Source organism: Citrobacter sedlakii NBRC 105722, assembly GCF_000759835.1.
In the GTDB taxonomy this organism is placed as follows: domain Bacteria; phylum Pseudomonadota; class Gammaproteobacteria; order Enterobacterales; family Enterobacteriaceae; genus Citrobacter_A; species Citrobacter_A sedlakii.
Genome location: NZ_BBNB01000017.1, coordinates 22,363 through 47,218 on the forward strand (window position 1 = coordinate 22,363; position 24,856 = coordinate 47,218).

22 protein-coding genes are annotated in these 24,856 nt (G+C 53.8%); 12 read left to right on the forward strand and 10 right to left on the reverse strand.

The annotated features are described in order from the left end of the window. The first annotated feature begins 44 nt into the window (after nt 1-44). From CSE01S_RS20285 to CSE01S_RS20330, 10 genes are all read left to right on the forward strand, one after another. Nucleotides 45-1,478, forward strand: a complete 1,434-nt coding sequence (locus CSE01S_RS20285) for an MFS transporter (protein ID WP_042292442.1) — start codon at nt 45-47, stop codon at nt 1,476-1,478. A gap of 102 nt (nt 1,479-1,580) precedes the next feature. Next, nucleotides 1,581-2,948: an MFS transporter gene (locus CSE01S_RS20290; protein WP_042292445.1), complete on the forward strand. Its 1,368-nt coding sequence runs from the start codon at nt 1,581-1,583 to the stop codon at nt 2,946-2,948. Then, nucleotides 2,938-3,828, forward strand: a complete 891-nt coding sequence (locus tag CSE01S_RS20295) for an aldose epimerase family protein (protein ID WP_042292447.1) — start codon at nt 2,938-2,940, stop codon at nt 3,826-3,828. Before CSE01S_RS20290 ends, CSE01S_RS20295 begins: the two co-directional genes overlap by 11 nt. A gap of 505 nt (nt 3,829-4,333) precedes the next feature. Further along, entirely contained in the window at nt 4,334-7,078 is a 2,745-nt protein-coding gene (locus CSE01S_RS20300) for an autotransporter outer membrane beta-barrel domain-containing protein (RefSeq protein WP_042292449.1), read from the forward strand. A 184-nt stretch (nt 7,079-7,262) separates the two neighbouring features. Continuing rightward, nucleotides 7,263-7,862, forward strand: coding sequence for a glucose-1-phosphatase (yihX, locus tag CSE01S_RS20305; protein WP_042292451.1), 600 nt, complete (start codon nt 7,263-7,265; stop codon nt 7,860-7,862). Then, nucleotides 7,856-8,728 carry a virulence factor BrkB family protein gene (locus CSE01S_RS20310; protein ID WP_042292454.1) on the forward strand — a complete coding sequence of 291 codons (873 nt, stop codon included), beginning with the start codon at nt 7,856-7,858 and terminating at the stop codon, nt 8,726-8,728. Before yihX ends, CSE01S_RS20310 begins: the two co-directional genes overlap by 7 nt. Continuing rightward, on the forward strand, nt 8,725-9,162 hold the full coding sequence (gene dtd, locus CSE01S_RS20315; protein WP_042292457.1) for a D-aminoacyl-tRNA deacylase: 438 nt from the start codon (nt 8,725-8,727) through the stop codon (nt 9,160-9,162). The genes CSE01S_RS20310 and dtd overlap by 4 nt, the downstream gene beginning before the upstream one ends. A gap of 44 nt (nt 9,163-9,206) precedes the next feature. Beyond that, on the forward strand, nt 9,207-10,148 hold the full coding sequence (fabY, locus tag CSE01S_RS20320) for a fatty acid biosynthesis protein FabY (RefSeq protein WP_042292459.1): 942 nt from the start codon (nt 9,207-9,209) through the stop codon (nt 10,146-10,148). 122 nt (nt 10,149-10,270) lie between these two features. Next, nucleotides 10,271-10,513 (forward strand): ribbon-helix-helix domain-containing protein, encoded by a 243-nt coding sequence (locus tag CSE01S_RS20325; RefSeq protein ID WP_042292462.1) that lies wholly within the window; start codon nt 10,271-10,273, stop codon nt 10,511-10,513. Nucleotides 10,514-10,515: 2 nt separating this feature from the next. Next, nucleotides 10,516-10,887: a type II toxin-antitoxin system VapC family toxin gene (locus tag CSE01S_RS20330; protein ID WP_084589047.1), complete on the forward strand. Its 372-nt coding sequence runs from the start codon at nt 10,516-10,518 to the stop codon at nt 10,885-10,887. A gap of 39 nt (nt 10,888-10,926) precedes the next feature. Here the strand turns inward: CSE01S_RS20330 and fdhE are convergent, their stop codons facing one another. From fdhE to fdnG, 4 genes are all read right to left on the reverse strand, one after another. Beyond that, nucleotides 10,927-11,856, reverse strand: a complete 930-nt coding sequence (fdhE, locus tag CSE01S_RS20335; protein WP_042292465.1) for a formate dehydrogenase accessory protein FdhE — start codon at nt 11,854-11,856, stop codon at nt 10,927-10,929. Nucleotides 11,857-12,122: 266 nt separating this feature from the next. Then, nucleotides 12,123-12,758 (reverse strand): formate dehydrogenase cytochrome b556 subunit, encoded by a 636-nt coding sequence (fdoI, locus tag CSE01S_RS20340; protein ID WP_042292467.1) that lies wholly within the window; start codon nt 12,756-12,758, stop codon nt 12,123-12,125. Continuing rightward, nucleotides 12,755-13,657 (reverse strand): formate dehydrogenase subunit beta, encoded by a 903-nt coding sequence (gene fdxH / locus CSE01S_RS20345; protein WP_042292469.1) that lies wholly within the window; start codon nt 13,655-13,657, stop codon nt 12,755-12,757. The genes fdoI and fdxH overlap by 4 nt, the downstream gene beginning before the upstream one ends. A 12-nt stretch (nt 13,658-13,669) precedes the next feature. Next, nucleotides 13,670-16,720, reverse strand: a complete 3,051-nt coding sequence (fdnG, locus tag CSE01S_RS20350) for a formate dehydrogenase-N subunit alpha (protein ID WP_084589048.1) — start codon at nt 16,718-16,720, stop codon at nt 13,670-13,672. A gap of 191 nt (nt 16,721-16,911) precedes the next feature. On the opposite strand from fdnG, the gene fdhD reads away from it, so the two are divergent. Both fdhD and CSE01S_RS20365 read left to right on the forward strand, forming a co-directional pair. Then, nucleotides 16,912-17,748, forward strand: coding sequence for a formate dehydrogenase accessory sulfurtransferase FdhD (fdhD, locus tag CSE01S_RS20360; protein ID WP_042292478.1), 837 nt, complete (start codon nt 16,912-16,914; stop codon nt 17,746-17,748). 126 nt (nt 17,749-17,874) lie between these two features. Next, nucleotides 17,875-18,087, forward strand: coding sequence for a YdgH/BhsA/McbA family protein (locus CSE01S_RS20365; protein ID WP_042292481.1), 213 nt, complete (start codon nt 17,875-17,877; stop codon nt 18,085-18,087). A 98-nt stretch (nt 18,088-18,185) separates the two neighbouring features. Here the strand turns inward: CSE01S_RS20365 and CSE01S_RS20370 are convergent, their stop codons facing one another. The 6 genes from CSE01S_RS20370 to CSE01S_RS20395 all read right to left on the reverse strand — a co-directional run bounded on the left by CSE01S_RS20370 (nt 18,186) and on the right by CSE01S_RS20395 (nt 24,776). After that, a complete protein-coding gene (locus CSE01S_RS20370) occupies nt 18,186-19,028 on the reverse strand; it encodes a PTS system mannose/fructose/sorbose family transporter subunit IID (protein ID WP_042292487.1) in 843 nt (280 codons plus the stop codon). Then, on the reverse strand, nt 19,021-19,821 hold the full coding sequence (locus tag CSE01S_RS20375; RefSeq protein ID WP_042292489.1) for a PTS mannose/fructose/sorbose/N-acetylgalactosamine transporter subunit IIC: 801 nt from the start codon (nt 19,819-19,821) through the stop codon (nt 19,021-19,023). Before CSE01S_RS20375 ends, CSE01S_RS20370 begins: the two co-directional genes overlap by 8 nt. An 11-nt stretch (nt 19,822-19,832) precedes the next feature. Then, nucleotides 19,833-20,330: a PTS sugar transporter subunit IIB gene (locus tag CSE01S_RS20380; protein ID WP_042292491.1), complete on the reverse strand. Its 498-nt coding sequence runs from the start codon at nt 20,328-20,330 to the stop codon at nt 19,833-19,835. A 12-nt stretch (nt 20,331-20,342) separates the two neighbouring features. Beyond that, on the reverse strand, nt 20,343-21,521 hold the full coding sequence (locus tag CSE01S_RS20385; RefSeq protein WP_042292494.1) for a glycoside hydrolase family 88 protein: 1,179 nt from the start codon (nt 21,519-21,521) through the stop codon (nt 20,343-20,345). Beyond that, entirely contained in the window at nt 21,518-22,000 is a 483-nt protein-coding gene (locus tag CSE01S_RS20390) for a PTS sugar transporter subunit IIA (RefSeq protein WP_042292499.1), read from the reverse strand. The genes CSE01S_RS20385 and CSE01S_RS20390 overlap by 4 nt, the downstream gene beginning before the upstream one ends. Before the next feature lie 172 nt (nt 22,001-22,172). Continuing rightward, nucleotides 22,173-24,776 carry a sigma 54-interacting transcriptional regulator gene (locus tag CSE01S_RS20395; protein ID WP_042292502.1) on the reverse strand — a complete coding sequence of 868 codons (2,604 nt, stop codon included), beginning with the start codon at nt 24,774-24,776 and terminating at the stop codon, nt 22,173-22,175. Between the last annotated feature and the right edge of the window lie 80 nt (nt 24,777-24,856).

Genomic DNA, 24,856 nt, shown 5'->3' on the forward strand with positions numbered 1-24,856 from the left:
CATCACAGCAGCGCCACCCTACAACAATGAAAAAGGATACTGCGATGAGTGACATCACCAGTCCTGCACCTTATTCAATCAGTCGTCCTCAGGATGTGATTGATATTGTTAATAAAAATTCAGCAGTCAATACCAGTGCTGGCGTTATTTTTATCGCGCTGGGTGGCATTCTCATTGACGCTTATCAGGCTGCGATGGTCGGATTTGGTAACAAATACATCGCGGCGCAATTCGGTATTTCCCCTGGCCTCGCCGCCACCGTTAACGCCTCTGTTTTAGTTGCGGCGCTGATTGGCGGTTTATTAGCCAACCGGGTAATAAACCGTTTTGGGCAAAAACGCGCATTTATCATCGGAATGGGTTTATGCACGATAGGCGCAGCGGCGGTAGCAATAGCCCCCAATATCTGGTGGGTGCTGGTATGCCGCGTAATTATGGGATTTGGCCTGGGAATAGATTTCCCTCTGGCGACAAATGCAGTTGCGGAACTTCGCGGGTCTACGTCGAAGAAAACAGGCTCATCCGTTAATCTCTGGCAAATGGCCTGGTATGTCTCCACCACGGTGGTCTATCTCGTTCTGTTGCCGCTGCTTCTCTCTGGCATTGCAGAAGAGCAGCTTTGGCGTTATGGGATCTTCATTGGCGCTATTTTTGCCGTCATTATCATGTTCCTCCGCTACTTCTTTATTGGCGAGTCCGCGATGTGGGCGGCGCGGGTAGGACGATATGAAGAGGCCTGCGACATTCTGGCCAAACGCTATGGTGTTCAGGCACGCGTCGCCGCACCCTCACTCATGCAGAACCAGACTTCAGAAAAGACGGAAAATAAGCTGCGTGGGGGATATGGCATTCTGTTCAACTCGCGCTATCGCAAGCGCACCATCTTGGGTTGCGTCGTTGCCACAATGCAGGCCTGGCAGTATAACGCGGTGGGTGTTTATTTACCGCTGACATTGGCCGGTATTCTGAGCGGCGGGTTAACCGGTGCTCTAACGGGCTCCGCTGTCGTGAATGCTCTGTGTGGCATCACCGGGGGGATGATTGGTTCGCTGATCCTCCAGCGTTTGGGAACACGCTTGCAATCAATGTACGGGTTTGCACTCGTGACCATTGCCTTGCTGGCACTCGGTACTCTGGCAACCACAAATCCTTGGCTTTCTTTGGCCCTTCTGGGGGCGATTATTTTCTTCCATTCCGCAGGGCCAGGCGGGTTAGGGATGACGATCGCCACGCTCTCGTATCCACCGACTATCCGCCCGACGGGGGTAGGATTTGCAAGGGCCATCATGAGAACAGGGGCGATTGCCGGGCTAATCTTCTGGCCTATGCTGTGGGGAGCCTTGAAGACAGAGGCTTTCTACTGGCTGGCCATGGTGCCATTCCTTGGATTCCTGACCTGCGTACTGATTAAGTGGGAACCTCTTGGGACTAACGTTGATGCCGAAGATGCCGAGGTACTGGCAGAACTGGAGAAATAATTATCAGGCGCGTCGGCCAGCGTCGACGCGCTTATAAATAACGCTCTCCACCTTTGACGTGGTTTGTTCCGTAGCTTTCTCGCCGACCCGGAGAGGAAAATTATGGCTAAAGAATTACTGGTACCGAAAGAAGGGTTATCTGGCAAAGCCATGAGGCGCGTTGTGCTTGGCAGTTTTGCTGGTGCGCTAATGGAATGGTACGACTTTTTTATTTTCGGTACGGCAGCAGGACTGGTTTTTGCACCGTTGTTTTTCCCTGACAGCGATCCTTTTATTGGTTTGATTGCGGCCTTCGCAACCTTTGGTGTGGGTTTTCTGACGCGTCCTTTAGGCGGCATTGTTTTTGGCCACTTCGGCGATAAAGTTGGGCGAAAAATAACGCTTATCTGGACATTGGGCATTGTCGGTAGCTCGACGTTTTTGATCGGCTTTATCCCAACGTATCAGGAGATCGGCATTTGGGCTCCTGTTACGTTGATGATTCTGCGTCTGATTCAGGGATTTGGCCTGGGAGGAGAATATGGTGGCGCGGCATTAATGACCATTGAGTCTGCTCCCCAACATAAACGTGGGTTTTTAGGCTCATTGCCGCAAACAGCGGCATCGGTGGGCATTATGTTGGCAACGGGCGTATTTGCGCTCTGTAATCATTTTCTGACGCAGGAACAATTTCTTTCCTGGGGCTGGCGTATTCCTTTCTGGTTATCCGCTGTGATGTTAATCGTCGGCATGTTTATACGACTACATACAGAAGAAACACTGGATTTTAAAAAGCATAATACGGCGACCTCGTCTGAGAAAACGGCACCGCCTCTCATTGAGCTCTTTCGCAAGCATCCGCGGAATATCATGCTGGCACTGGGGGCCAGACTGGCAGAGAGCGTCTCGTCCAATATCATCAATGCCTTTGGCATAGTCTATATCTCCAGCCAGTTGGCCTTATCAAGTGATATCCCTTTAACCGGTATGCTTATTGCTTCGGCGATTGGCATCGTGTGTTGCCCACTGGTTGGCTGGATCTCTGATCGCGTTGGGCAGCGGAAAATGTATCTGTTTGGCGCGGGTTTTTGCGTTCTGTTTGCGTTTCCATTTTTCTTCCTGCTGGACACGAAGAGTACGCTTATTATCTGGTGCTGTATGATCCTGGGCTATAACTTAGGCCCGACGATGATGTTTGCGGTTCAGCCGACATTATTTACCCGCATGTTTGGTACCCGCGTCCGTTACACCGGGCTTTCATTTGCGTATCAATTCTCAGCTATTCTGGGGGGAATGAGCCCGCTTATTGCCTCCACTCTTTTGGCGATGGGGAACGGCAAACCCTGGTATGTTGCTCTGTTCCTTTTTGCCATTTCTGCCCTCTCTTTTATTTGCGTCTGGCTCATTAAGCCGCATTCACCCAATAAAAAAGACGCTAAGAAACGATTTTCTTCTTACCGCTATATCAGAGAACAAGTTCATGAAAAATAAATGCAATCACGCGCATCAACAAGCGTTGCAACAGGCTTTTGATGCTCTATGGCCAGGACCGGTAGGCGATGTTATCACGCTGAACAAAGGAAACATCCGTCTACAGGTTTATCCACATGATGGTGCCAGAATGACATCATTACAGGCATTTGGATATGAAGTGCTGCGCCAGTGGGAACCGCAACGAAGAGCGTTTCAGTATGGTTGTTTCCCGATGGTTCCTTGGGCAGGGCGGCTGGGTAACGCCACGATAAATGTGGGTGAGCAGAGTTATACATTACCTGCCAATAAACCGCCCCATGCACTGCATGGAATGGCTTGTTATTCCTGTTGGAAGGTGATGGAGCAAACCGCAGATACCTTAAAACTCGCTATGCTGCTTGGCTCACCATGGCCATGGCAAGGCGAAGTTTTGCAAACGCTCGCTCTGGAAGAGGATGCCCTGATTTTGCGTCTGGAAATTCGCACAGCATCAGAAACGTTTCCGGCGTCTGCCGGGTGGCATCCCTGGTTTGCTAAACGGCTAACGTCTCATCGCGAAGACGAAGAATTACAGGTTCTTTTCCAGCCAGACTGGCAGGAAGAGCCTGGCGATGATGAACTGCCAACAGGCAACAGAATCCCCCCACGTGAAGGGCCATGGGATGACTGTTTTGGTTTTACGTCCGGGGTAAACGTCAGACTGAAATGGCCCGGAAAGTTAAGTATTTTGATGACATCTGCTGCGCAGAGTCTTGTGGTGTTTGATAAACAGCCAGATGCGACCTGTGTCAATCCACTTACGCAGGCTCCTGATGGCATTAACCGTACTCCGCAGTTAGTCTGTGTGGATTCACCTTTGGTGATTGAGAGCCGATGGCAGTTTCAAGGCGAAGCCTGACATTCCGCTGGGGATAAATCCTGTTAGCCGTTTTGAACGTAAGCATTCCGGAAGACACTACTGAAAAATCGCCGCCGTCCCGGCGGTTTTTTATCACAAAAATCAGATTTTGATAATTATCCTGGTGTCAAAAACATTACTCCTAAAACGCCCTTCTTTTTACAAAAAATGCTTTTTTTACTCTTTGATTTATTTGCTGATTTGGCTTTAGGAACGTTGTTTCTATTTTGGCTAAAAAAACGCCCAGGAATAATGCAAATAATTAAGAAAAAATCCTCCTGAATATTAATTTACGTTATTTAAGACCCATTGACAGCCCGATTAATTAAAGATATTTATGCCGTAAAAGGTAAGGTGCATAAATTTTTAAGTTCAGCGTCGCTTTAATTTAAAGAGCGCGGTCCTTTTACCTTTGGTTTTTTCAAGCAGTTATTTTCATTAGAAAACGGAGTCCTGATTCCTGACGAGTACGTGTAAAAACAAACGTTAAGGAAAAGGTGGAAATATGAAAACCATGAATAAAGATCTGAAAAAGAGCGCGCTTTTTAATAAGACGGCATTAAGCATTGCCGTTGCGCTTATTGCTGTAGGCGGCCATGTTCCGATAGCAGACGCGGAGCTGACGCTGGACCATAACAACGTACTTTATTATTACGCAGGTGTTACCCCCCTTGGTGATTACGATCTGATTAACGTCACAACCACCGGGACAGGCGCTACATCCCCGCTCGGGGGCTTTGGTGTTTATCTACAGACGAACGGCATGAATGCGCCAAGTCTGAAAGACATTACTATTAAAACGTCCGGTTCTGCTGCCGATGCGATTAGGGGCAACAGCGAAGCGGTCTTTTTTAAAGCCAGAAATTTAACCATTGAAACCACGGGGTCGTCGGCTGACGGCATTAATGCGGCGTCCGATTTTAATAATAACTACGACTCTCTGGTTTATGTCTCTGAATCTGCGAATATTGCGGTAAAAGATGGCGTTGCCGTCCGGGCGAATAACTTCCAGAACGCGGGAGCAAACAGCATTATTGTCCTGGCCGGAAAAAACGTGTTGAAAGTCACAGGCACGGGTACTGCGGCGAATGTGGCAGACAGTAAAGGCTACGCTGTTTACGCCGGTAACCGGGACAGAGATACCAACGGCATGGGGATTGTGGATATTCTGCAAGGGAAAAGCCATAACACCAAAGGTAATGCGTATGTCTTTATCGGCGATGACTCTGAAATTTCTACCACCACCAAAGCGGGGCATGCTGTTTACGCCAATAAGGGCGGCCTTATCCAGCTAGGTGACGGGGTGGATATTTCAACCACGGGAACCAACGCATTCGCTATTTACGCCTCTACGGAACAGCAAGGTACCTACACGGATAATATCCGTCCGGGTACGGTGTATCTGGCGGGAGGCGCGAAGCTGAGAGTGGCTGACAGCGCCGATGTGATTCAGGCCAACGGCGTTGATTCAATCATTGCCAGCCAGGCGCTGGCAGTGCCGGAGATTGCCGATACGTATCTCAGGACCGACCGGTTAAACATCGACAGAACGGCGCTGACCGACAGCGAAGGCGTGTTTGATATTGAAGGCAATATCAACGCCATCAATGGCGGTACCGTGGCGCTGAATATGGCAGATACTTCCCTGTTCGTCGGCTCGTCCAGCGTAGACGCCACGTCAAAAGTTAACCTGAACATGAAAGGCGGCGACAGCCTGTGGACGATGACCAAAGACTCCACGCTGACTAACCTGACGCTGGATCAGGCGACGCTGCGCTACAGCCCTGACGGCGTATCCCGCGACGATCAGACCACCTTCAAGACGTTGACCGTGATGGGTAACTATATTGGTACTAACGCGTTGCTGGTACTGAACACGGTTCTGGAAGGCGACAGTTCATTTACCGATAAGCTGATTGTACAGGGCGATACCTCCGGCAATACCAACGTCGGCATTAACAACATTGGCGGCATGGGCGAGCTGACTGTTGACGGTATCAAAATCGTTGAGGTCGCAGGGAACTCTGACGGTACCTTCACCAAAGCCGGACGTATTGTCGCGGGCGCGTATGACTACGATGTGGTGAAAAAAGCCAGTGACTGGTACCTGACCAGTGAGCTGACGCCTGTGGATCCGCCGGAAGAACCGGATCCCGATCCGGTCGATCCGCCAGAGCCTCCGACACCGCCAGACCCGGTCGATCCGGTTGACCCTCCTGAGCCGCCGGAGCCTCCAACACCACCGACGCCGCCTGCGCCTGAACCCACGCCGGTTGAGCACCAGTATCGTCCGGAATTTGGCAGCTATCTGGCGAACAATTACGCAGCCAACACGATGTTTATCACCCGACTGCACGACCGTCTGGGTGAGACGCAGTACACCGACGTGCTGACCGGAGAAGAAAAAGTCACCAGTATGTGGATGCGCAACGAGGGCGGTCATACTCGCTTCGACGACGCCAGCGGGCAGTTGAAAACCACGGCAAACCGCTACGTCCTGCAAATTGGCGGCGACCTGGCGCAATGGAGCAGTGACGGCCTTGACCGCTGGCATCTCGGCGCGATGGCGGGCTATGCCAACCAGAAAAGCAAAACCCGTAATAGCCAGACAGGCTATGCCTCTCGCGGTTCTGTAGACGGTTATAGCGTTGGCCTGTACGCCACCTGGTATGCGAACGAAGCCGATAAAACCGGCACCTACCTGGACAGCTGGGTATTGTACAACTGGTTCGATAACACCGTTCGCGGTGACCATCTGGCCAGCGAAAGTTACAAATCCGACGGTATCACGGCGTCTGTGGAAGGCGGTTACAGCTTCCTGTTCGGTGAAAGTGAGAACGCAACTTACTGGATCCAGCCGAAAGCCCAGGTTATCTGGATGGATGTGCAGGCTGATACCCACCGTGAAAATAACGGAACGGTTGTCAAAGATAAAACTGACGGCAATCTGATGACCCGTCTTGGCGTTCGCGCTTACCTGAAAGGGCACGCGGAAAAAGACGCCGGTAAAGGGCGTGAGTTCCAGCCGTTCGTAGAGGCAAACTGGATCCATAATACCAATAACCAGGCCGTGCAGATGGGCTCCATCACGGATGAAATCAGCGGCACGCGCAATATTGGCGAACTAAAAGTGGGTGTGGAAGGGCAGGTGACGCCACGACTGCAGGTCTGGGGTAACGTTGCGCAGCAGGTGGGCGACAACAGCTACAGCGATACCTCCGCGATGCTTGGCGTTAAGTACACTTTCTGATACGACAGGCTGCCATAAATCGTTGTAAAGATTGAAACCACAGGCCCGATAATCGGGTGATGTCACCAGAGGCGATGCTGAAAATGCATCGCCTTTTTTTTCGCTGATCTTCCCGGTCAGACGGATAGTCAAACTTCGCCTTTCCCGCTACAGTTATTCATCCACGGCGAGTAAGGAGATGAACATGCTCTATATCTTTGATTTAGGTAATGTGATTGTCGATATCGACTTCAACCGCGTGTTAGGGGCATGGAGTGATTTGAGCCGTGTACCGCTGGCGTCATTAAAGCAAAGTTTTACGATGGGAGACGTCTTCCACCAGCATGAGCGCGGAGAAATCACTGACGAAGCGTTTGCCGAAGCGCTGTGTCAGGAGATGGAACTGTCGCTGAGCTATGAGCAATTTTCTCACGGCTGGCAAGCGGTGTTTGTCGCGCTGCGGCCTGAGGTGATCGACATCATGCATAAACTGCGTGAGCAGGGACATCGCGTGGTTGTTCTGTCGAACACTAACCGTCTGCATACCACGTTCTGGCCGGAAGAGTACCCTGAGATTCGCCAGGCGGCGGATCATATCTATCTTTCTCAGGATCTCGGTATGCGCAAGCCGGAAACGCGTATCTATCAGCACGTTCTCCAGCAGGAAGGATTTTCCGCGAGCGATGCGGTCTTTTTTGACGATAACGCCGATAATATAGAAGGGGCTAACCAGGTTGGGATGACCAGCATTCTGGTGACCGATAAATCCACCATTCCTGATTATTTCGCGACGCTGTTATGCTAAAAACCGCGCATCAAAAAGCCAGGCACCATACGCGCCCGATCCGAGCCTGGCTAAAGCTGCTCTGGCGGCGCATTGATGAAGACAATATGACGACGCTGGCAGGAAATCTCGCCTACGTCTCGTTGCTCTCTTTAGTGCCGTTGATCGCGGTTGTTTTTGCGCTGTTTGCCGCCTTTCCCATGTTTTCCGAAGTCAGCGTTCAGCTCCGGCACTTTGTTTTTGCCAACTTTATCCCCGCCACAGGCGATGTGATTCAGCGCTATATCGAACAGTTTGTGGCGAATTCCAACAAAATGACCGCCGTCGGGGCGTGTGGGCTGATCGTTACCGCACTGCTGCTGATGTACGCCATCGACAGCGCCCTCAATACCATCTGGCGCAGCAAGCGTACGCGGCCAAAGGTCTATTCTTTTGCCGTGTACTGGATGATCCTGACGCTCGGGCCGCTACTGGCCGGGGCGAGTCTTGCCATCAGCTCATATTTACTTTCATTGCGCTGGGCAAGCGATCTCAATTCGGTGATTGATGATGTCCTGCGCATTTTCCCGCTGATCCTTTCCTGGCTCTCTTTCTGGTTGCTTTACAGTATTGTGCCGACTACGCGCGTACCCAATCGTGATGCCGTTGTCGGCGCATTTGTCGCTGCGGTGCTGTTCGAAGCAGGAAAGAAAGGTTTCGCGCTTTATATCACCATGTTTCCGTCTTATCAGCTCATTTATGGCGTGCTGGCGGTGATCCCGATTTTATTTGTCTGGGTATACTGGACCTGGTGTATCGTCTTGCTTGGCGCGGAAATAACTGTCACTCTCGGGGAATACCGCAAACTCAAACAAGCCGCAGAACAAGAAGAAGCAGACCAACCATGATTGCACTCATTCAGCGCGTAACCCGTGCCAGCGTCACCGTGGAGGGAGAGGTGACGGGTGAAATTGGCAACGGACTTTTAATCTTATTAGGTGTCGAAAAGGATGACGACGAGCAGAAAGCGAATCGCTTATGCGAGCGCGTACTGGGCTACCGTATTTTTAGCGATGCTGACGGCAAGATGAACTTAAACGTGCAGCAGGCGGGCGGAAGCGTGCTGGTGGTATCGCAGTTTACGCTGGCGGCCGATACGGAACGCGGCATGCGTCCCGGGTTCTCCAAAGGGGCAACGCCGGAACGTGCTGAGGCGCTGTACGATTATTTCGTCGGGCGCTGCCGCCAGCAGGAAATGAACACGCAAACCGGACGCTTCGCTGCGGATATGCAGGTTGCGCTGGTCAACGATGGTCCCGTGACGTTCTGGCTTCAGGTATGAATCAGCTTCCGGCGTGGCCGCGGGTAACAAGAGAGAGTACAGCTATGTATCACCTTCGTGTACCGCAAACAGAAGAAGAATTAGAGCGTTACTATCAGTTTCGCTGGGAAATGCTGCGTAAACCGCTGCATCAGCCAAAAGGTTCCGAACGTGACGCCTGGGACGCGATGGCGCATCACCAGATGGTCGTGGATGAAGACGGTAACCTGGTTGCCGTGGGACGGTTGTACATTAATGCCGATAACGAAGCCTCTATCCGCTTTATGGCCGTTGATCCCGCAGTACAGGAAAAAGGACTGGGGACGCTGATGGCAATGACGCTGGAGTCGGTGGCGCGTCAGGAGGGCGTTAAGCGAGTGACCTGTAGCGCTCGAGAGGACGCGGTCGACTTCTTCGCCAAGCTGGGCTTTGTGAATCAGGGCGAAATTACCACGCCGCAAACCACGCCGGTACGCCATTTTTTGATGATTAAGCCTGTCGCTTCGCTCGACGACATATTGCATCGCGGCGACTGGTGCGGACAGCTACAGCAGGCCTGGTATGAACATATCCCGCTAAGCGAGAAAATGGGCGTACGTATTCAGCAGTACACCGGGCAAAAATTCATTACCACCATGCCGGAGACGGGCAATCAAAATCCGCACCACACGCTGTTCGCCGGAAGTCTGTTTTCGCTGGCGACGCTCACCGGTTGGGGACTTATCTGGCTAATGCTGCGTGAGCGCCACCTCGGCGGCACCATTATTCTTGCCGACGCCCATATTCGCTACAGCAAGCCCATCAGCGGCAGACCCAGCGCGGTAGCCGATCTCGGCTCACTGAGCGGCGATCTTGACCGACTGGCGCGAGGTAAAAAAGCGCGCGTCCAGCTGCAGGTCGAACTGTTGGGCGATGAAACAACCGGCGCGATATTTGAAGGCATTTATATCGTCCTGCCCGCAAAGCCCTTCGGTCCCTATGAAGAAGGTGGGAACGAGGAGGAGTAGTGTCCAGCTTCTGGAAGACGACTCGCAAAAGCGCTCGCCATTTTCAAAATATTCTTTAACCCTGTCTTCGTTAAGCGTATTTTGCCTGAAAATCAACCGCAGATGATATACTAAGGTGATATATGAGCGTTTTGGCGGGACTGGATATGGGCAGAATACTTATCGATTTGTCTGATGACGTGATTCAACGGTTGGATAACCTCAAGCAGCTGAGAAATCAGCCGCGCGCTGAACTGTTGCGGGAAGCTATAGAAATGTACCTCGACCAACAGAGTTCTTCGATTATCCGCGATGCGCTTGGCCTGTGGGGAGACCGCAAAGAGGATGGGCTTGAGTATGAGCGTAAGCTGCGCGAGGAGTGGTAATCATGGAACACATGGCAGTGTTTGATACCAATATTCTCATCGATCTCTTTAACAATCGTGTTGAAGCGGCGGATACGATCGATCGTACCGCGTCACATCGTGCTATCAGCTTAATTACCTGGATGGAAGTGATGGTAGGCGCTCGCAGGCATGGTCATGAAGCGAAAACGGCAGCCGTGATGGGCGCTTTTGAAATTATTGATGTGTCTCGTGATATCGCGGAAAGAAGCGTGTTACTGCGTGAAAAGCATGGAATGAAACTGCCTGATGCCATCATTCTGGCCACAGCCCAGAGCAGAAAATGTCCGTTGATTTCTCGAAATACAAAAGATTTTGCAGGTATTGACGAGGTCCTTACGCCTTACCGTCTGTAGGCCGGGCAAGCTCGCGCCGCCCGGCACTTTCACAGGAGATTACTCCCCTTCACCCGGGAACAGGAACGGGTTGATAGAACTACGGGCAAAGCCCTCCTGCTCCATTTTGGCGTCCAGAATCAACGAGGCAAGATCGTCAGCCACCGCTTCGACTTTCGGGTCTTTTTCCTGATAGAGAATCTTCAGGTAGGTTCCGCAGTCGCCGCAGCTTTCGGCTTTGATTGCCGCCTGCTCATTTTCCAACGACCAGTAGTGCAAATCGCGGCTCTGCTCGCAGTTGCTGCATTTCACGCGCACCACGTGCCATTCGGTTTCACACAGGTTGCAGTGCAGATAGCGCAGCCCCTGCGTGGTGCCAATTTGCACAATGCTGGAGACCGGCATTGAGCCGCACACCGGGCAATACTGGCGCTGTTCGCCGTATTCGGCGCGGGCTTTGCCCGGGATCAGGTTAGCCATCTGTGCCCAGTAAAGCGACAACGCAGCCCAGATAAACGGCGCTTTGTCGCTGCTTACAGAGGCAAAATCCGCAGCGAACAGCGCGCTCGCCATCTGTTCCAGCTCTTGTTCGGAGGCTTTTTCCAGGTTTTCGATCACCGCCAGCGCCGGGCCGCTCATTTCGGGCTTCAGCTCCGCAATCAGCGAATGCAGCAGCGTTTGCCAGTGTTTATCGCGCGGCAGAACGTGAATATCCAGCGGTGGTTTGCCCTGTTCGTTCGCGTCTTTAATGCGTGCGGTCAGGTCTATCTGAAGCGGGTGATCGTACAGCACCACTTCCTGCGCGTGGGCGATCAGCGCAGCAAAGCGCAGGTAATCGCCCAGCGGGTTGTTCTCTGCCAGTTCGCGCAGGCGTTCGGCGCGACGGTTATATAAATTTTTGAGCCGGGGAAATAATAACGGTGGGATCATATCCGTCGCGCGCTTCTCGCTTTTTTCCAGCTCATCTTGCGGGATGATACGAATGCTCATTGAGTGCTTCCTGGTTAGGCGGATCGGTGGTCTGTCATCCGCTCTTGATTTGGCGCCTGCCACGCGCCCGCTCTGGTGAATATCAGTAATGATAACCGCAATCGGTCTGCGGGATATACCGGTGACATCGCAATGTGTGCGGTACGATACCCGATCTTAACGGAGCAGACTATTCACCGTTCGGATTAGCTGGCGGAGCCTGACACGAAATAGCGCCGGAAACAATGTTCCCGGCGCCAGAGTCATTGGGATGGATAATCAGCGGGTCAGGACGATGATTTGTCCTGCTTTTCACGCACTTCGCGGTACCAGCGTGGGTGATGTTTCTTCGCCCACGAGCGGGTAACCCAGCCTTCAACCATAGCCGTAATCGTGCCTTTCACCCACAGCGCAGCGTAAATATGCACCATAATCACCACGATCAGCGCGACGGCGGCAAAGGAGTGCAACATCAGCGCAAAGCGGATCACCGGAATGGAAAACGCCGGGGCAAAGTACGGACGCCAGATGATCACGCCGCTCACCAGCAGCAGCACCAGGAAGATAATCGCCGCCCAGAACACGCATTTCTGGCCGAAGTTATACCGTCCGGTGTCGCCAACCTCGTCGTTGACGATAATCTTGCGGATGTTCTTCGCCCAGAAAATATCGTCCCGATTGATCAGGTTGTGATGCCAGTAACGGAAGAACATGATGATGAACGAGGCGAACATGATCACGCCCACGAACGGGTGCAGAATGCGCGCCAGCTGCGGCGTGCCGAGAATCTGCATCAGCCAGTTGAAGGACGGGAAGAAAAAGCCCAGTCCACTCACCGCCGCCAGCACGAAGCAGAAGGCGGTGACCCAGTGGTTGATGCGTTCCGGCGCGGTGTAGCGCACGATGGTGTCACGACGTTTCATTTGCGCACCTCGTCTTTCTCTTCATGCAGGTTGTCATCTTCTTCCTCCGCACGGTTCGGACCGACCCCGACGTAGTGGAAGACGCTGGCCGCAAAGGTCGCTGCAAAGCCGACCGCTGCAAGAGGTTTCCAGATCCCTTTCCAGAACTTCACGGTGGCGCTGATTTCCGGGTTTTCCGGCAGGCCGTGGTACAGATTCGGCTTGTCGGCATGGTGTAGCACGTACATCACGTGCGTACCGCCGACGCCTGCCGGATCGTACAGGCCTGCGTTGTCGTAACCGCGAGTTTTCAGCTCGGCGACGCGCTCGCCCGCCAGCGTTTTCATATCCTCTTTTGAGCCAAAGTGGATAGCGCCGGTTGGGCAGGTTTTCACGCAGGCTGGTTCCTGGCCGACGTTGACGCGGTCGACGCACAGCGTACATTTATACACGCGGTTGTCTTCCGGATTCAGACGTGGCACGTCGAACGGGCATCCGGCGATGCAGTAGCCGCATCCGATGCACTGTTCAGACTGGAAGTCGACAATGCCGTTAGCATACTGAATGATCGCCCCTTCCGCCGGGCACGCCTTCAGGCAGCCCGGATCGGCACAGTGCATGCAGCCGTCCTTGCGGATCAGCCATTCCAGTTTGTCGTTCTGTTCCACTTCCGAGAAGCGCATCACCGTCCATGATTTGGCGGTCAAATCCGTCGGGTTATCGTAAACCCCGACGTTGCTGCCGATTTCATCACGAATGTCATTCCACTCCGAACAGGCCACCTGGCAGGCTTTACAGCCGATACAGGTGGTTACGTCGATAAGCTTCGCCACTTCTTGCTGGTGATCCCGCGCCTGGGGCGCGGGGGTGAAACCGTTAGTCGCGGAACGACGAATGATGTCTTGCGTTTGATAAGCCATAAGTCGTCTCCGTTATACCTTTTCCACATTCACCAGGAAGGACTTAAACTCCGGCGTCTGCGTGTTCGCATCACCAACGAATGGCGTTAACGTATTGGCGATAAACCCTTTTTTCGCCACACCCTCGTAGCCCCAGTGAATCGGAATACCGATGGTATCGATATCCTTGCCGTCAGCTTTCAACGTGCGGATACGCTTGGTCACTACCGCCTTAGCCTTAATGTAACCGCGGTTAGAGGAGACTTTCACCGTATCGCCGTGGGCAATGCCCAGCTTGTTCGCCAGCTTCTCGCCAATTTCCACAAACTGTTCCGGCTGGGCGATAGCGTTAAGCAACGCGTGCTTAGTCCAGTAGTGGAAGTGCTCGGTCAGACGGTAAGTGGTGCCGACATACGGGAACTTATCGGCTTTACCCAGCGCTTCGGCGTCGCTCTTAAAGATGCGGGCGGCAGGGTTAGAGATCACGTTCGGGTGCAGCGGGTTGGTGCCCAGCGGTGTTTCAAACGGCTCATAGTGTTCCGGGAACGGACCTTCCGCCATCTTATCGACAGCAAACAGGCGCCCCATCCCTTCGGGCTGCATGATAAACGGTCCGACATCGCTACCCGGTGCGGCGGCGCTGTAGTCCGGAATATCCATCCCGCTCCATTTCGTCCCATCCCATTTCAGGATTTGACGTTTCGGATCCCACGGGTTGCCTTGTGGATCAGCGGAGGCGCGGTTATACAAAATACGACGGTTAAGCGGCCATGCCCACGCCCAGCCCAGCGTATTGCCGAGGCCTGATGGATCGGCGTTATCGCGACGCGCCATCATGTTACCTTCCGGTGTCCAGCTACCGGCAAAAATCCAACAGCCGCTGGCGGTGGTACCATCGTCACGTAACTGGGCGAACGAACTGAGCTGCTGGCCTTTCTTGACGATCACCGCGCCCGTTGCCGGGTCAACGATATCCGCCAGCGCTTTACCGTTACTTTCCTGCGCCACTTCTTCCGAATCTGGCTCATCCGGTTTGGTGTAGTTCCAGGTCATGTTCAGCACCTGTTCCGGGTTGGCGCCGCCCTGTTCGGCGTACATCTTGCGCATACGCAAGAAAATACCCGCCAGAATTTCACCGTCGGTACGGGCTAATCCCGGTGCGTCGGCACCTTTCCAGTGCCACTGCAACCAGCGACCGGAGTTAACGATAGACCCGTTTTCTTCCGCAAAGCAGGTGGACGGCAAGCGGAACACTTCGGTCTGAATTGTCGACGGATCGACATCGTTCGACTCGCCGTGGTTCTGCCAGAAGGTTGAGGTCTCGGTGTTGAGCGGATCAATGGTCACCAGGAACTTCAGTTTCGACAGGGACGCGATCACTTTGTTTTTATTCGGGAATGACGCCACCGGATTAAAGCCCTGGCAGATATAGCCATTGACCTTGCCCTCGTTCATCATCTCGAAGTACTGCAGCACGTCGTACCCTTTGTCCCACTTCGGCAGCCAGTCAAAGCCCCAGCTGTTTTCCGCCGTTGCTTTGTCGCCAAAGAAGGACTTCATCAGCGAGACAAAGAATTTCGGATAATTGCCCCAGTAGTTGACCTGGCCTTCCAGCAGTGGCTTCGGCGTATTGGCGGTAAGGTAGGTTTGCAGGTCGGTCTGCTTCTCGTTCGGCAGGGTCAGGTAACCCGGCAGGCTTTGCGACAGCAGGCCCAGGTCGGTCAGCCCCTGAATGTTAGAGTGACCGCGCAGGGCGTTAACGCCGCCGCCCGCCATCCCCATGTTGCCGAGCAGCAACTGGATCATCGCCATGGTGCGGATGTTCTGCGCGCCGATGGAATGCTGCGTCCAGCCGAGGGCATACAGGAACGACGCGGTTTTGTCTTTCGCACTGGTTTCCGCGATGTACTCACACACCTTCAGGAAGTCGGCTTTCGGTGTGCCGCAGATATTTTCGACAACGTCCGGCGTATAGCGGGAAACGTGCTGTTTCAGCAGGTTCCAGACGCAGCGCGGGTGTTGCAGGGTGGTGTCGCGTTTCGCAAAGCCGTTTTCGTCCAGCTCGTAGTTCCAGCTGGTTTTGTCGTATTTGCGTTGCTCCGCGTCGTAGCCGGTGAACAGGCCATCGTCGAAGCCAAAGTCTTCACGCACGATCAGGCTGGCGTTGGTGTAAGCTTCGGTGTATTCGCGGTTGTATTTTTCGTTTGTCAGCAGGTACAGCATCACGCCTGACAGGAAAGCAATGTCAGTACCGGAACGAATCGGCGCATAGAAGTCGGCCACCGACGCGGTACGCGTAAAACGCGGATCGATCACAATCAGCTTCGCGCCGTTGCGAATTTTCGCTTCCATCGCCCAGCGGAACCCGACCGGGTGCGCTTCAGCGGCGTTACCGCCCATTACCACGACGAGGTTGGCGTTCTTAATGTCGACCCAGTGGTTGGTCATCGCACCGCGACCAAATGTTGGAGCAAGACTTGCTACCGTTGGTCCGTGTCAGACACGCGCCTGGTTGTCGACCGCGAGCATACCCAGCGCGCGGGAGAATTTTTGCGTTAAATAGCCGGTTTCGTTACTGGAGGCTGAAGCACACAGCATGCCGGTCGACAGCCAGCGGTTGACGGTCACGCCTTCAGCGTTCTGCGCAACGTAGTTGGCGTCGCGGTCTTCTTTCATCAGCTTCGCGATGCGGTCAAACGCCTCGTCCCAACTGATCTTCTGCCATTTATCGGAGCCTGGCGCGCGGTATTCCGGGTACTTCAGGCGGCTTTCGGAGTGGATAAAGTCCACCAGACCGGCCCCTTTCGGGCAGAGTGCGCCGCGGTTTACCGGATGGTCCGGATCGCCTTCAATATGGAAGATAGATGCTTTGGCGTTTTTCGCCCCGTCGCCGAGGCTGTACATTAACAGCCCGCAGCCAACGGAACAGTAAGTGCAGGTATTACGGGTTTCGCGGGTGCGCAGCAGTTTGTATTGCCGTGTTTCCGCTAGCGCTACGCCGGGCGCGAAGCCCAGTGCCGCCGCCGTGGTGCCTGCCATACCGCCAGCGCAGATCTTAAAGAACTGCCTTCTGCTGACCTGCATGGTTTGCTCCTTGTTTCGACATTGTCACTTCTCATTCACATTCAGTCTGAATGCTCAGGGAGTGGTTGTTATTTTTCTTTGCGGAGAGGACCGCAAAGGTCCAGAATTGGGTCAATTTCCCCTTGTCCCGGTGGGGTTTGTGACAGAATACCACAATGTTGGTACGTCTGTTCTTATACGGTTAAAAGAAAGTGAATAAGATACATCCAGAAGAAGTCGAATATGTGACAAATGTCACGGGTTATCGCGAGGTTAGCCTCTGGACGCGCGAGGATTTGCAACATCCTCAGCGGGATGAGGTCGCGGAAGAAGTCCCGGTTGCGCTGGTCTATAACGGCATTTCGCACGTTGTGATGATGGCGTCGCCGAAAGATCTTACGCATTTCGCCGTTGGCTTTTCCCTTTCTGAGGGAATCATCGCCAGCCCGCGGGATATTTTTGGTATGGATGTCGTGCCGTCCTGTAACGGGCTTGAGGTGCGGATTGAGCTTTCCAGCCGCCGCTTTATGGGGTTGAAAGAACGTCGCCGCGCGCTGGCTGGACGGACTGGCTGTGGCGTCTGCGGCGTGGAACAGCTTAACGACATTGGTAAACCGGTGCAGCCGCTGCCATTCACCCAGACGTTTCATCTCGCCAGTCTCGACCCGGCTTTACAGCATCTGAAGGACTTTCAGCCCATCGGAAAACTGACCGGATGCACCCATGCCGCAGCCTGGGTTATGCCTTGTGGCGAACTGGCGGGCGGTCATGAAGATGTGGGACGTCATGTGGCGCTGGATAAACTGCTCGGGCGCCGTGCCGGGGAAGGAAAAGCCTGGGAACAGGGGGCGGCGCTGGTATCCAGTCGCGCCAGCTATGAGATGGTGCAGAAATCGGCGATGTGCGGCGTTGAAATCTTATTTGCGCTCTCAGCCGCCACTACATTAGCGGTGGAAGTAGCCGAGCGCTGCAACCTGACGCTGGTGGGCTTTTGTAAGCCGGGCAGGGCGACCGTTTATACGCACCCGCAGCGGTTAATTGCCGGATAACACATTCAGTTTATTTGAATTAGATTGGCAAATCCTTCCGCTTTCAGTTGTCTGAGTAACGGCCTATTATTTATCACATCAAGGCACAGTGCCTTACTCAAACAACAAAGTGAAAGGGTTTATATCATGAAAAGCATCAAAACTTTTGTCGCAGTTATCGCTCTCGCTACGTCCTTCGGTACTTTCGCCGCGCAGTCCGTGACCGCAACCGGCTCGACGCTGGAAAGCGCGGAAGCGAAAATCGCCGCTCAGGCTGAACAAGCTGGCGCCAGCGCCTACAAAATTACCCAGGCTTATACTGGTAACCGTGTGCACATGACTGCTGAATTGCTGAAATAAGCCTTGCCGGACGGCGGCGTTCTGCCTTGTCAGGTCTGCAGGCGTTTCCAGCCGTAGGCCTGATACGCGCTGTGCTAACAGACACAGCGCGTATCACATCAAATTACCCCAACGCCTGCGGCGGCGAATCCAAAGACAATCAGCATAATCAACACTTTATTCGGACTCACCTTTTTATTAAGCAGCTTCAGACAGCCAAGCACCAGCAGCAGAGGAATCAGCCCGACGCAAATTTTGTCGAGTATCTCCTGAAGCACAAAAGGTTGCCCAGCGATAGTCGTTTTAAAGGTGGTTGTAAATTTCACCATGCTAGCGCTCATAGCGCCTACCATCATTAAGCCCATTATCGACGACGCTTTGGTAATACAACCAAGTAACCCAGACTGCGTTGCTTCAGCGATGTATTTCGATCCCAGACGGTAACCCATCACCCCGCCGTAATAGCGCAGCAGATAGCTGGGAATGTTATAAATTAGCAGAAACAGCAATGGCCCCAGCGGGTTGCCCTGTGAGGCCAGGCCAATCGCAATACCGGTGGCGATAATGCGCAATACCCCATAGAAGAATGAGTCGCCGACGCCCGCGAATGGCCCCATCAGCGCCACTTTAATGCCGTTGATGCTTGAAGTATCAAAGTTCGGGTTAGCGGCGTTCTCTTTTTCCATCGACAGGGTCAGTCCCATAATGAAGGGCGCCAGATGCTGATTGGTGTTGAAAAACTGGCTGTTTCGCTTGAGCGACTCCGTATAACGGTGGGGATCGCCTGCGTAGATTTTTTTCAGCATGGGGGCGATGGCCCAGCCGTAGCTCAGGCCTTCCATACGGGTAAAGTTCATGGAGCCTAGTAGCTGGAACTGGCGGAAGAACAGCTGGCGAAACATCTTTTTTTCGCTTTTGCTGTCGTCATACGCGCACGACGCGCTGTTGTGGATATCAGTCATTGAAGAACCCATCCTTATCGTCCACCGACGCAGGCGCGGCGACAGTGGCTTGTTTATTCGCCTTGAGTTGATTGAACTCGTTGAAGCACAGATAGACCGCAACGGAAGCGGCAATAATCGCGATACCCATAATCGGCAATTGTAAATAAGCCGCCATCGCAAAGCCGATAAAGAAGAACGCGGCGATATTACGGTTCCACAGCGCTTTCAACAGAATGGCGAAGCCTAACGCGGGCAGAATACCACCGACCGCCGTCATTCCGCGCATCACCGGGTCCGGAATGCTTTCGACCAGACTGCGGATGACGTCGGTGCCGAAAAGAATGCCGAAGAACGCCAGTACCGCAAAGGGCACGCCGTAAAACATCGTCATTCCCAGCGTGATGCCCAGCGCCGCGCGATCGCGTCCCTCCTCCAGCAATGCGTCATATTTTTCCACCAGTGCGGTGTAAACCAGCTTTAGCACCTGATACACGAATACCGCCAGCAGGCTGATTGGTAGCGCCAGCGCCACTGCGACGGCGGGTTCAGCTTTGGTCAGGATGGTGAAGGCCGTCGCCAGGACGGAACCGACGGCGAGATCGGCCGGTACTGAACCGCCAATGGTGATGGTGCCAAGAAAAATCAGCTCCAGCGTGGCGCCGATAATAATCCCCTGCTGAAAATCCCCCAGCACAAAGCCCACCATCGCGCCGCAAATCAGCGGACGTTCGATTAGCGGCTGGCCGAGCGTATGGTCGGCGAACTTGGCGATATACATCACCAGTGCGACAAATAATGCAGACGTTAACATGACGACCTCGCTTAGCTGGCGGCGCTATCCAGCATCTCAATCAAATTCTTCACCGGATGAGAGGGCAGAACCTGGTATTCAACTTTTACGCCGCGCGCGGCGATGGCATGAAAATCCGCTACGTCTTCCGGCGTGACGTACACGGTATCGCTGATGCGTTTTTTCGCCGCCAGATTATCGGTAATGCGCCCGAAGTTGGCGACGTTGAGGCTTTTTATCGCGGGCACCTGTTCAACCAGACGCCGGGCATCGGCGGCATTGTTAACGATCACCATAATTTTCATCGCTTCGGAACGCGGATCGTTAAGCACATCGCCCGCATCTTTTACCGCCATGATGGCGCATTTCGCGGTGTCGGGCGCCGCCATCCGCAGCGACATTTTCTGCACGTCGTTATTTACGATTTGATCGTTGGCGACAAGGATGCGGTTGACGCCGAGGTGCTTAGTCCAGACAACGGCGACCTGGCCATGAATTAAGCGATCGTCAATACGAATTAAAGAAATCATGTGTAGCTCCAGTTAGCAAAAGTAGGGTGTCCAGACGCGGGAAAGACGAACCAGGGCTTCGAAATAAAAATAATCGCCCCAAAGGTTAGGTTCATTAATACCCACGTTGCGGCCATAGTTGTAAACGCCTTCACGCAGCAGGCCGTCCTGCGTGTGGGCAAAGTAGCGCTCACGTAAATTGCGCATCATCAGTTCGATGGCGTTCGCGTAGGCGGGACGCAGCGGGTCGCTGAGCGGCAGCAGGGTTAACAGCTCCGCCAGCCCACAGGCGGCGACAGCGGCGGCGGAAGTGTCGCGCCAGGCGTTATCCTGCGGAGTGAAAATCAGATCCCAGTAGCAGATGTAATCGTCCGGCAGCCGGTTGAGAAAATAGTGGGCCAGTTTACGCGCCAGCTCCGGCTGGCAGGCGTCGCCGGTATGACGAAAACCCAGCGCGAAACCGTAAATACCCCAGGCCTGACCGCGCGCCCAGCAGGAGCTGTCGCTGAAGCCCTGATGGGTATCGCCGCGCAGCGGCTGGCCGCTGTGGATATCCATATAAAAGGTATGAAACGTTGAGGCATCGTCGCGCACCAGATAGCGCGCCGCCTGCGCCAGATGGTGGGTAGCCGCTTCACGCCAGGCGCTATTGCCCGTTTCGTTTGCCGCCCAGAACAGCAGCGGGACGTTGAGATTACAGTCGATGATCATTCGTCCCTGGCGCGCGGGATCGTTCAAATCGCCCCAGGCCTGAATCACTCCAGCCGTTGCGTTAAAGCGCTGATACAGCCGTTCGGCGGCGCGCAGCGCAAGTTCGCGCGCGCGACGGTTGCCCGTCAGTTTCCAGGCGTTAACGCAGGAGAGCAGGTACAGAAATCCCAGGTCGTGCGTATCAACCTTAATCTGCTTATCAAGGCGTTCTTCAAAGCTGTCGAGCAGTCCTTCCGCAATGACGCGATACTTATCGGCACCGGTGACCTCCCAGGCCAGCCACAGCATTCCGGTCCAGAAGCCTTCGGTCCAGTCGACTTTTTCAACGACAGGATAGCGACCATCAACCGCGCTGGCTGCCGGAAAGGTTGTGGTAAAGCGCGGCAGCATCGCGTCTATCTGCGTGATAACTTCCTTCAGCGCTTCGCTCAGCCAGCGCCGATCCAGGCCCGGTTGCGGTTTGAAATAGCGCGGGTCAAGCGTTTCCAGAGCGATGGTCATAATGGCCTCTCCGCGGCAAAAAAGCCGTCCATATCGTCAGCAGGGACGCTTGATTCCGCCTGACGAGCGGTAAGAATTTCAGGCAGGCGGTTCACATACTGCATCGCACCGCTGGCGGCGGTGATGGCGTCCTGGATACGCGCTAAGGTTTCGGTCTGTTCAGAAAGGCAGAACTCCATCAGCATGATCAAATTTGCGCCGCTGATCACATGGATATGCGGATATTTAACCAGCAGTTGGACGGCGGTGTTGTTAACGCTGCCGCCGGGCATATCGGTAAACAGCACCAGTTCCTTTTGTTGGCTAATCGTCTGCTGAACGATCGCTTCAAAGCGGGCTGCCAGTTCCGCCGTTGAGCCGATGTCGCCGCAGTAGGCGCAAATCGGCGTTACGCCATGATCGTCGCCGACCAGCAGATTCAGCGCTGAGACAATGCCCTGCGCATAGTGCCCGTGGGTTGCGATGTACAACTCTCGCATTGTGCATTCCTTCATTTTTCAGTATCTGTTGAAGGTATTGCAAGCGGCATGCCATATTTTTATCTTATTGAATTTAATGAAGTAAAACGTAGTGTTCGAGGGCTTTTGCTGTGTCGAAAAGGGCTGCGAACGCAGCGTCGAAGCGTCTGCCAGTCTGTAGCTGGCAGAAACGTTAACAGAGCGCTTCGGTGGCTATCCACGGCTCCATAATTTCATAAATCATGAGCACTTCGGTCAGCGGCAGGGTGATATTGTATTTACGGTTTAGCGCCTGGAAAAAAGTGTCATGTACGGCGACAAAAGCCTGCTGATCCAACGTGAGTTCAGCTTCTTCGCGGTGCCGGACGCCGTTATTCACCATGACGCGCTCAATCATCAGCGCGATATGCATAAACAGGTTGATACGCAGATAGCTTTCAAAGTGGATTTTGTAGAAAGACTCATACTGCTTAATAACGGCTTCCACTTCGTCGATGATCACCACCGGATTGAGGAAGTTCAACCTGCTGGCAACCCCCTCGACGGTAAACAATTTGACCACCTCCTCGATCATCGGCTCCAGAGCGCCTTCCATGACTAATCCGTTAAAGTAGTCGCGCTTCAGCACCAGCGTTTTCTCTTTAATCAGCTGTTCGACGCTGAGCTGCGGGATGTACCCCGCCTCCAGTTCGGTGGTGGTGATAATCAGCCGCGTGCCGTTAAGCGCCGGGTCGGCGCGGGCGATTTTCCACTTCAGATCGTCATACTCCATCGTGATGATGTCGATCTCCTCCTGCGCCAGATAGCGCTGCACGATATCTTTAAGCTTACGGGAAATACCCTCGCCGGAAATGCACGAAATGATGATTTTGTTGCCGGGAAGTATTCCGGCGTAATAACGCGTTTCTACTTCCCACGCGCCTTTCGCCCCTTCGATAATCGCCTCCATTGGCAACTTGTCCTGGATTTTCGAGGCAATATCCAGCGCCATTGCGGTGCTGACGTTGTTAATCACCAGCAGCTCGCCGTGCAGATGAAGTTTAATCTCTTCGTAGATCGCTTTCAGCGAGCCCATATCGACCAGAATAATCAGCCCGCCGCCGTGCTTAAGACGTGACAGATGGCTTATCAGCAGGTCGATAATTTCCCGGGTTGAGGTCGCGTTGGGCATATCGAAGGCTTTAAAGTAATAGCCGCCGGTCAGCTGGTTGGCGATGCCGGCAATGCTCGACGCAGTCGAGCGCCCGTGGGAAACAATAATGCCCTGAATCGGCGAATCTTCCCCGGCCACAGAATGAAAGATACAACTGAACAATGGCTGCAACAGCGGTAACTGCTGATGCGTGACGTGCTTCGCCAGCAGCGCAATACACTCCTCCGTTAGCAGGCGCGCTTTGCCGGAAACGTAGTCGGCAATGGTCAGCAGTTCATCGGCCTGTTCCGCCTGTTGTGGCGTATGCAACGCGTAGGTCAGGCAAAGCCAGAGCGCTTTACGGATCTCCGGACCGCAGGTGATGCCGGTCAGACACTCCAGTTCGTTTACCGCATGCATTGTGTTCTGCCAGACGTAGCCGTTATACAGCGTTTCAGTGGAAACCACGCCCTTCACCGTCGCCAGCAACTGCTCGATTTTGCGGTTCAGCAGCAGAACATTACCGCTGTGGCAAAAATCGCGGAAAATGACCTCATCATGCATCGCCTTAGGCAGCAGCATACTGGCGTCGGGTTCCTGTCCTCCTGTGTCGGCGGAAATCACCAGCATTTCGCCGTCCGGATGCGTACCGCGTAGCCTGATGATATCGGCGTCGCGGTGATTGCTCCACGCGCTGGCGCACATGACTTTGATCTGGTTTTTCAGTTCGCCGATGTTGCCGCGCACCGGCGAAGAGACGAGCTGGCGCATCAACTGATTATCGAGGTGGATGTCCCTGCCCAGGTTGGCCGCTTCCTGACACAGGAACAGAGTGACCTGTGCGATACGCTCTGTGAGCGGTCGCGAAATAAAGTTAGGCAACGTTACCCGAACCGGGATGCGTCGGCGGAAGGTATTGAGCAACGCCGTGTCAATATTTTCCGTGGTGGCGAAGATAAAGCGTAACGAAGCCGGATGGCGGGTGCGGTTATCGCCGAGTCGATAGAAATAGCCTTTATCCATAAACAGGAACAGTTTTTCCTGGTTTTCCGCGGACAGACGATGCACTTCATCAAGGAACAGAAAGCCGCCGTTGGCGTCGTCAAACGCGCCCTGTTTCTCACGATCGGCGCCGGTGAAGGCGCCGCGGGTATAGCCGAACAGCGTGGCGGAGAGCAGTTCGGGGTTGTTGGCGTAGTCAGCGCAGTTTAGTTCGACAAACGGTTTATCAGCGGCGATAACGCCGCGTCCGATGGCGTACTGATAGATCAGCGAGGCGAGATGGCTCTTGCCCACGCCGCTTTCGCCTGAGATCAGCACAGGTAAGCCGTCTCCCGGATAGTCCACCGCTGAGCGGCAGAGAGCGACCGCTTCCGCCAGGCTACCCTCGGCGCCGGTCAGACTCTGGAAAGCATCAGCCTTTTTCGACACTAAACGGGACGCTTGCTCATTTTGTGCGCCATTATGCTGAATAAAGAAGCGCACCGGGCGCGTGTTTTCTTTGCGTAAACGCCCCTCGTCGCACAGTCGGTTCAGGTAGTGACTAATGACGCTACGGTTGACCTGCATAAAGCAAGTACAGTCCTGGGCCGTGAATCCCGTAATGCTTTCCGCATAATGCGTCAGAATATGATGCAATAATTTTTCTTTGGCTGTCCGCGCCATCTTTCTTGTCCCGCGTAGAGTAGAAAATAGCGTCGATTATTATTCGACGCTAGACACTGATATTTTTCTTCGACACTAAC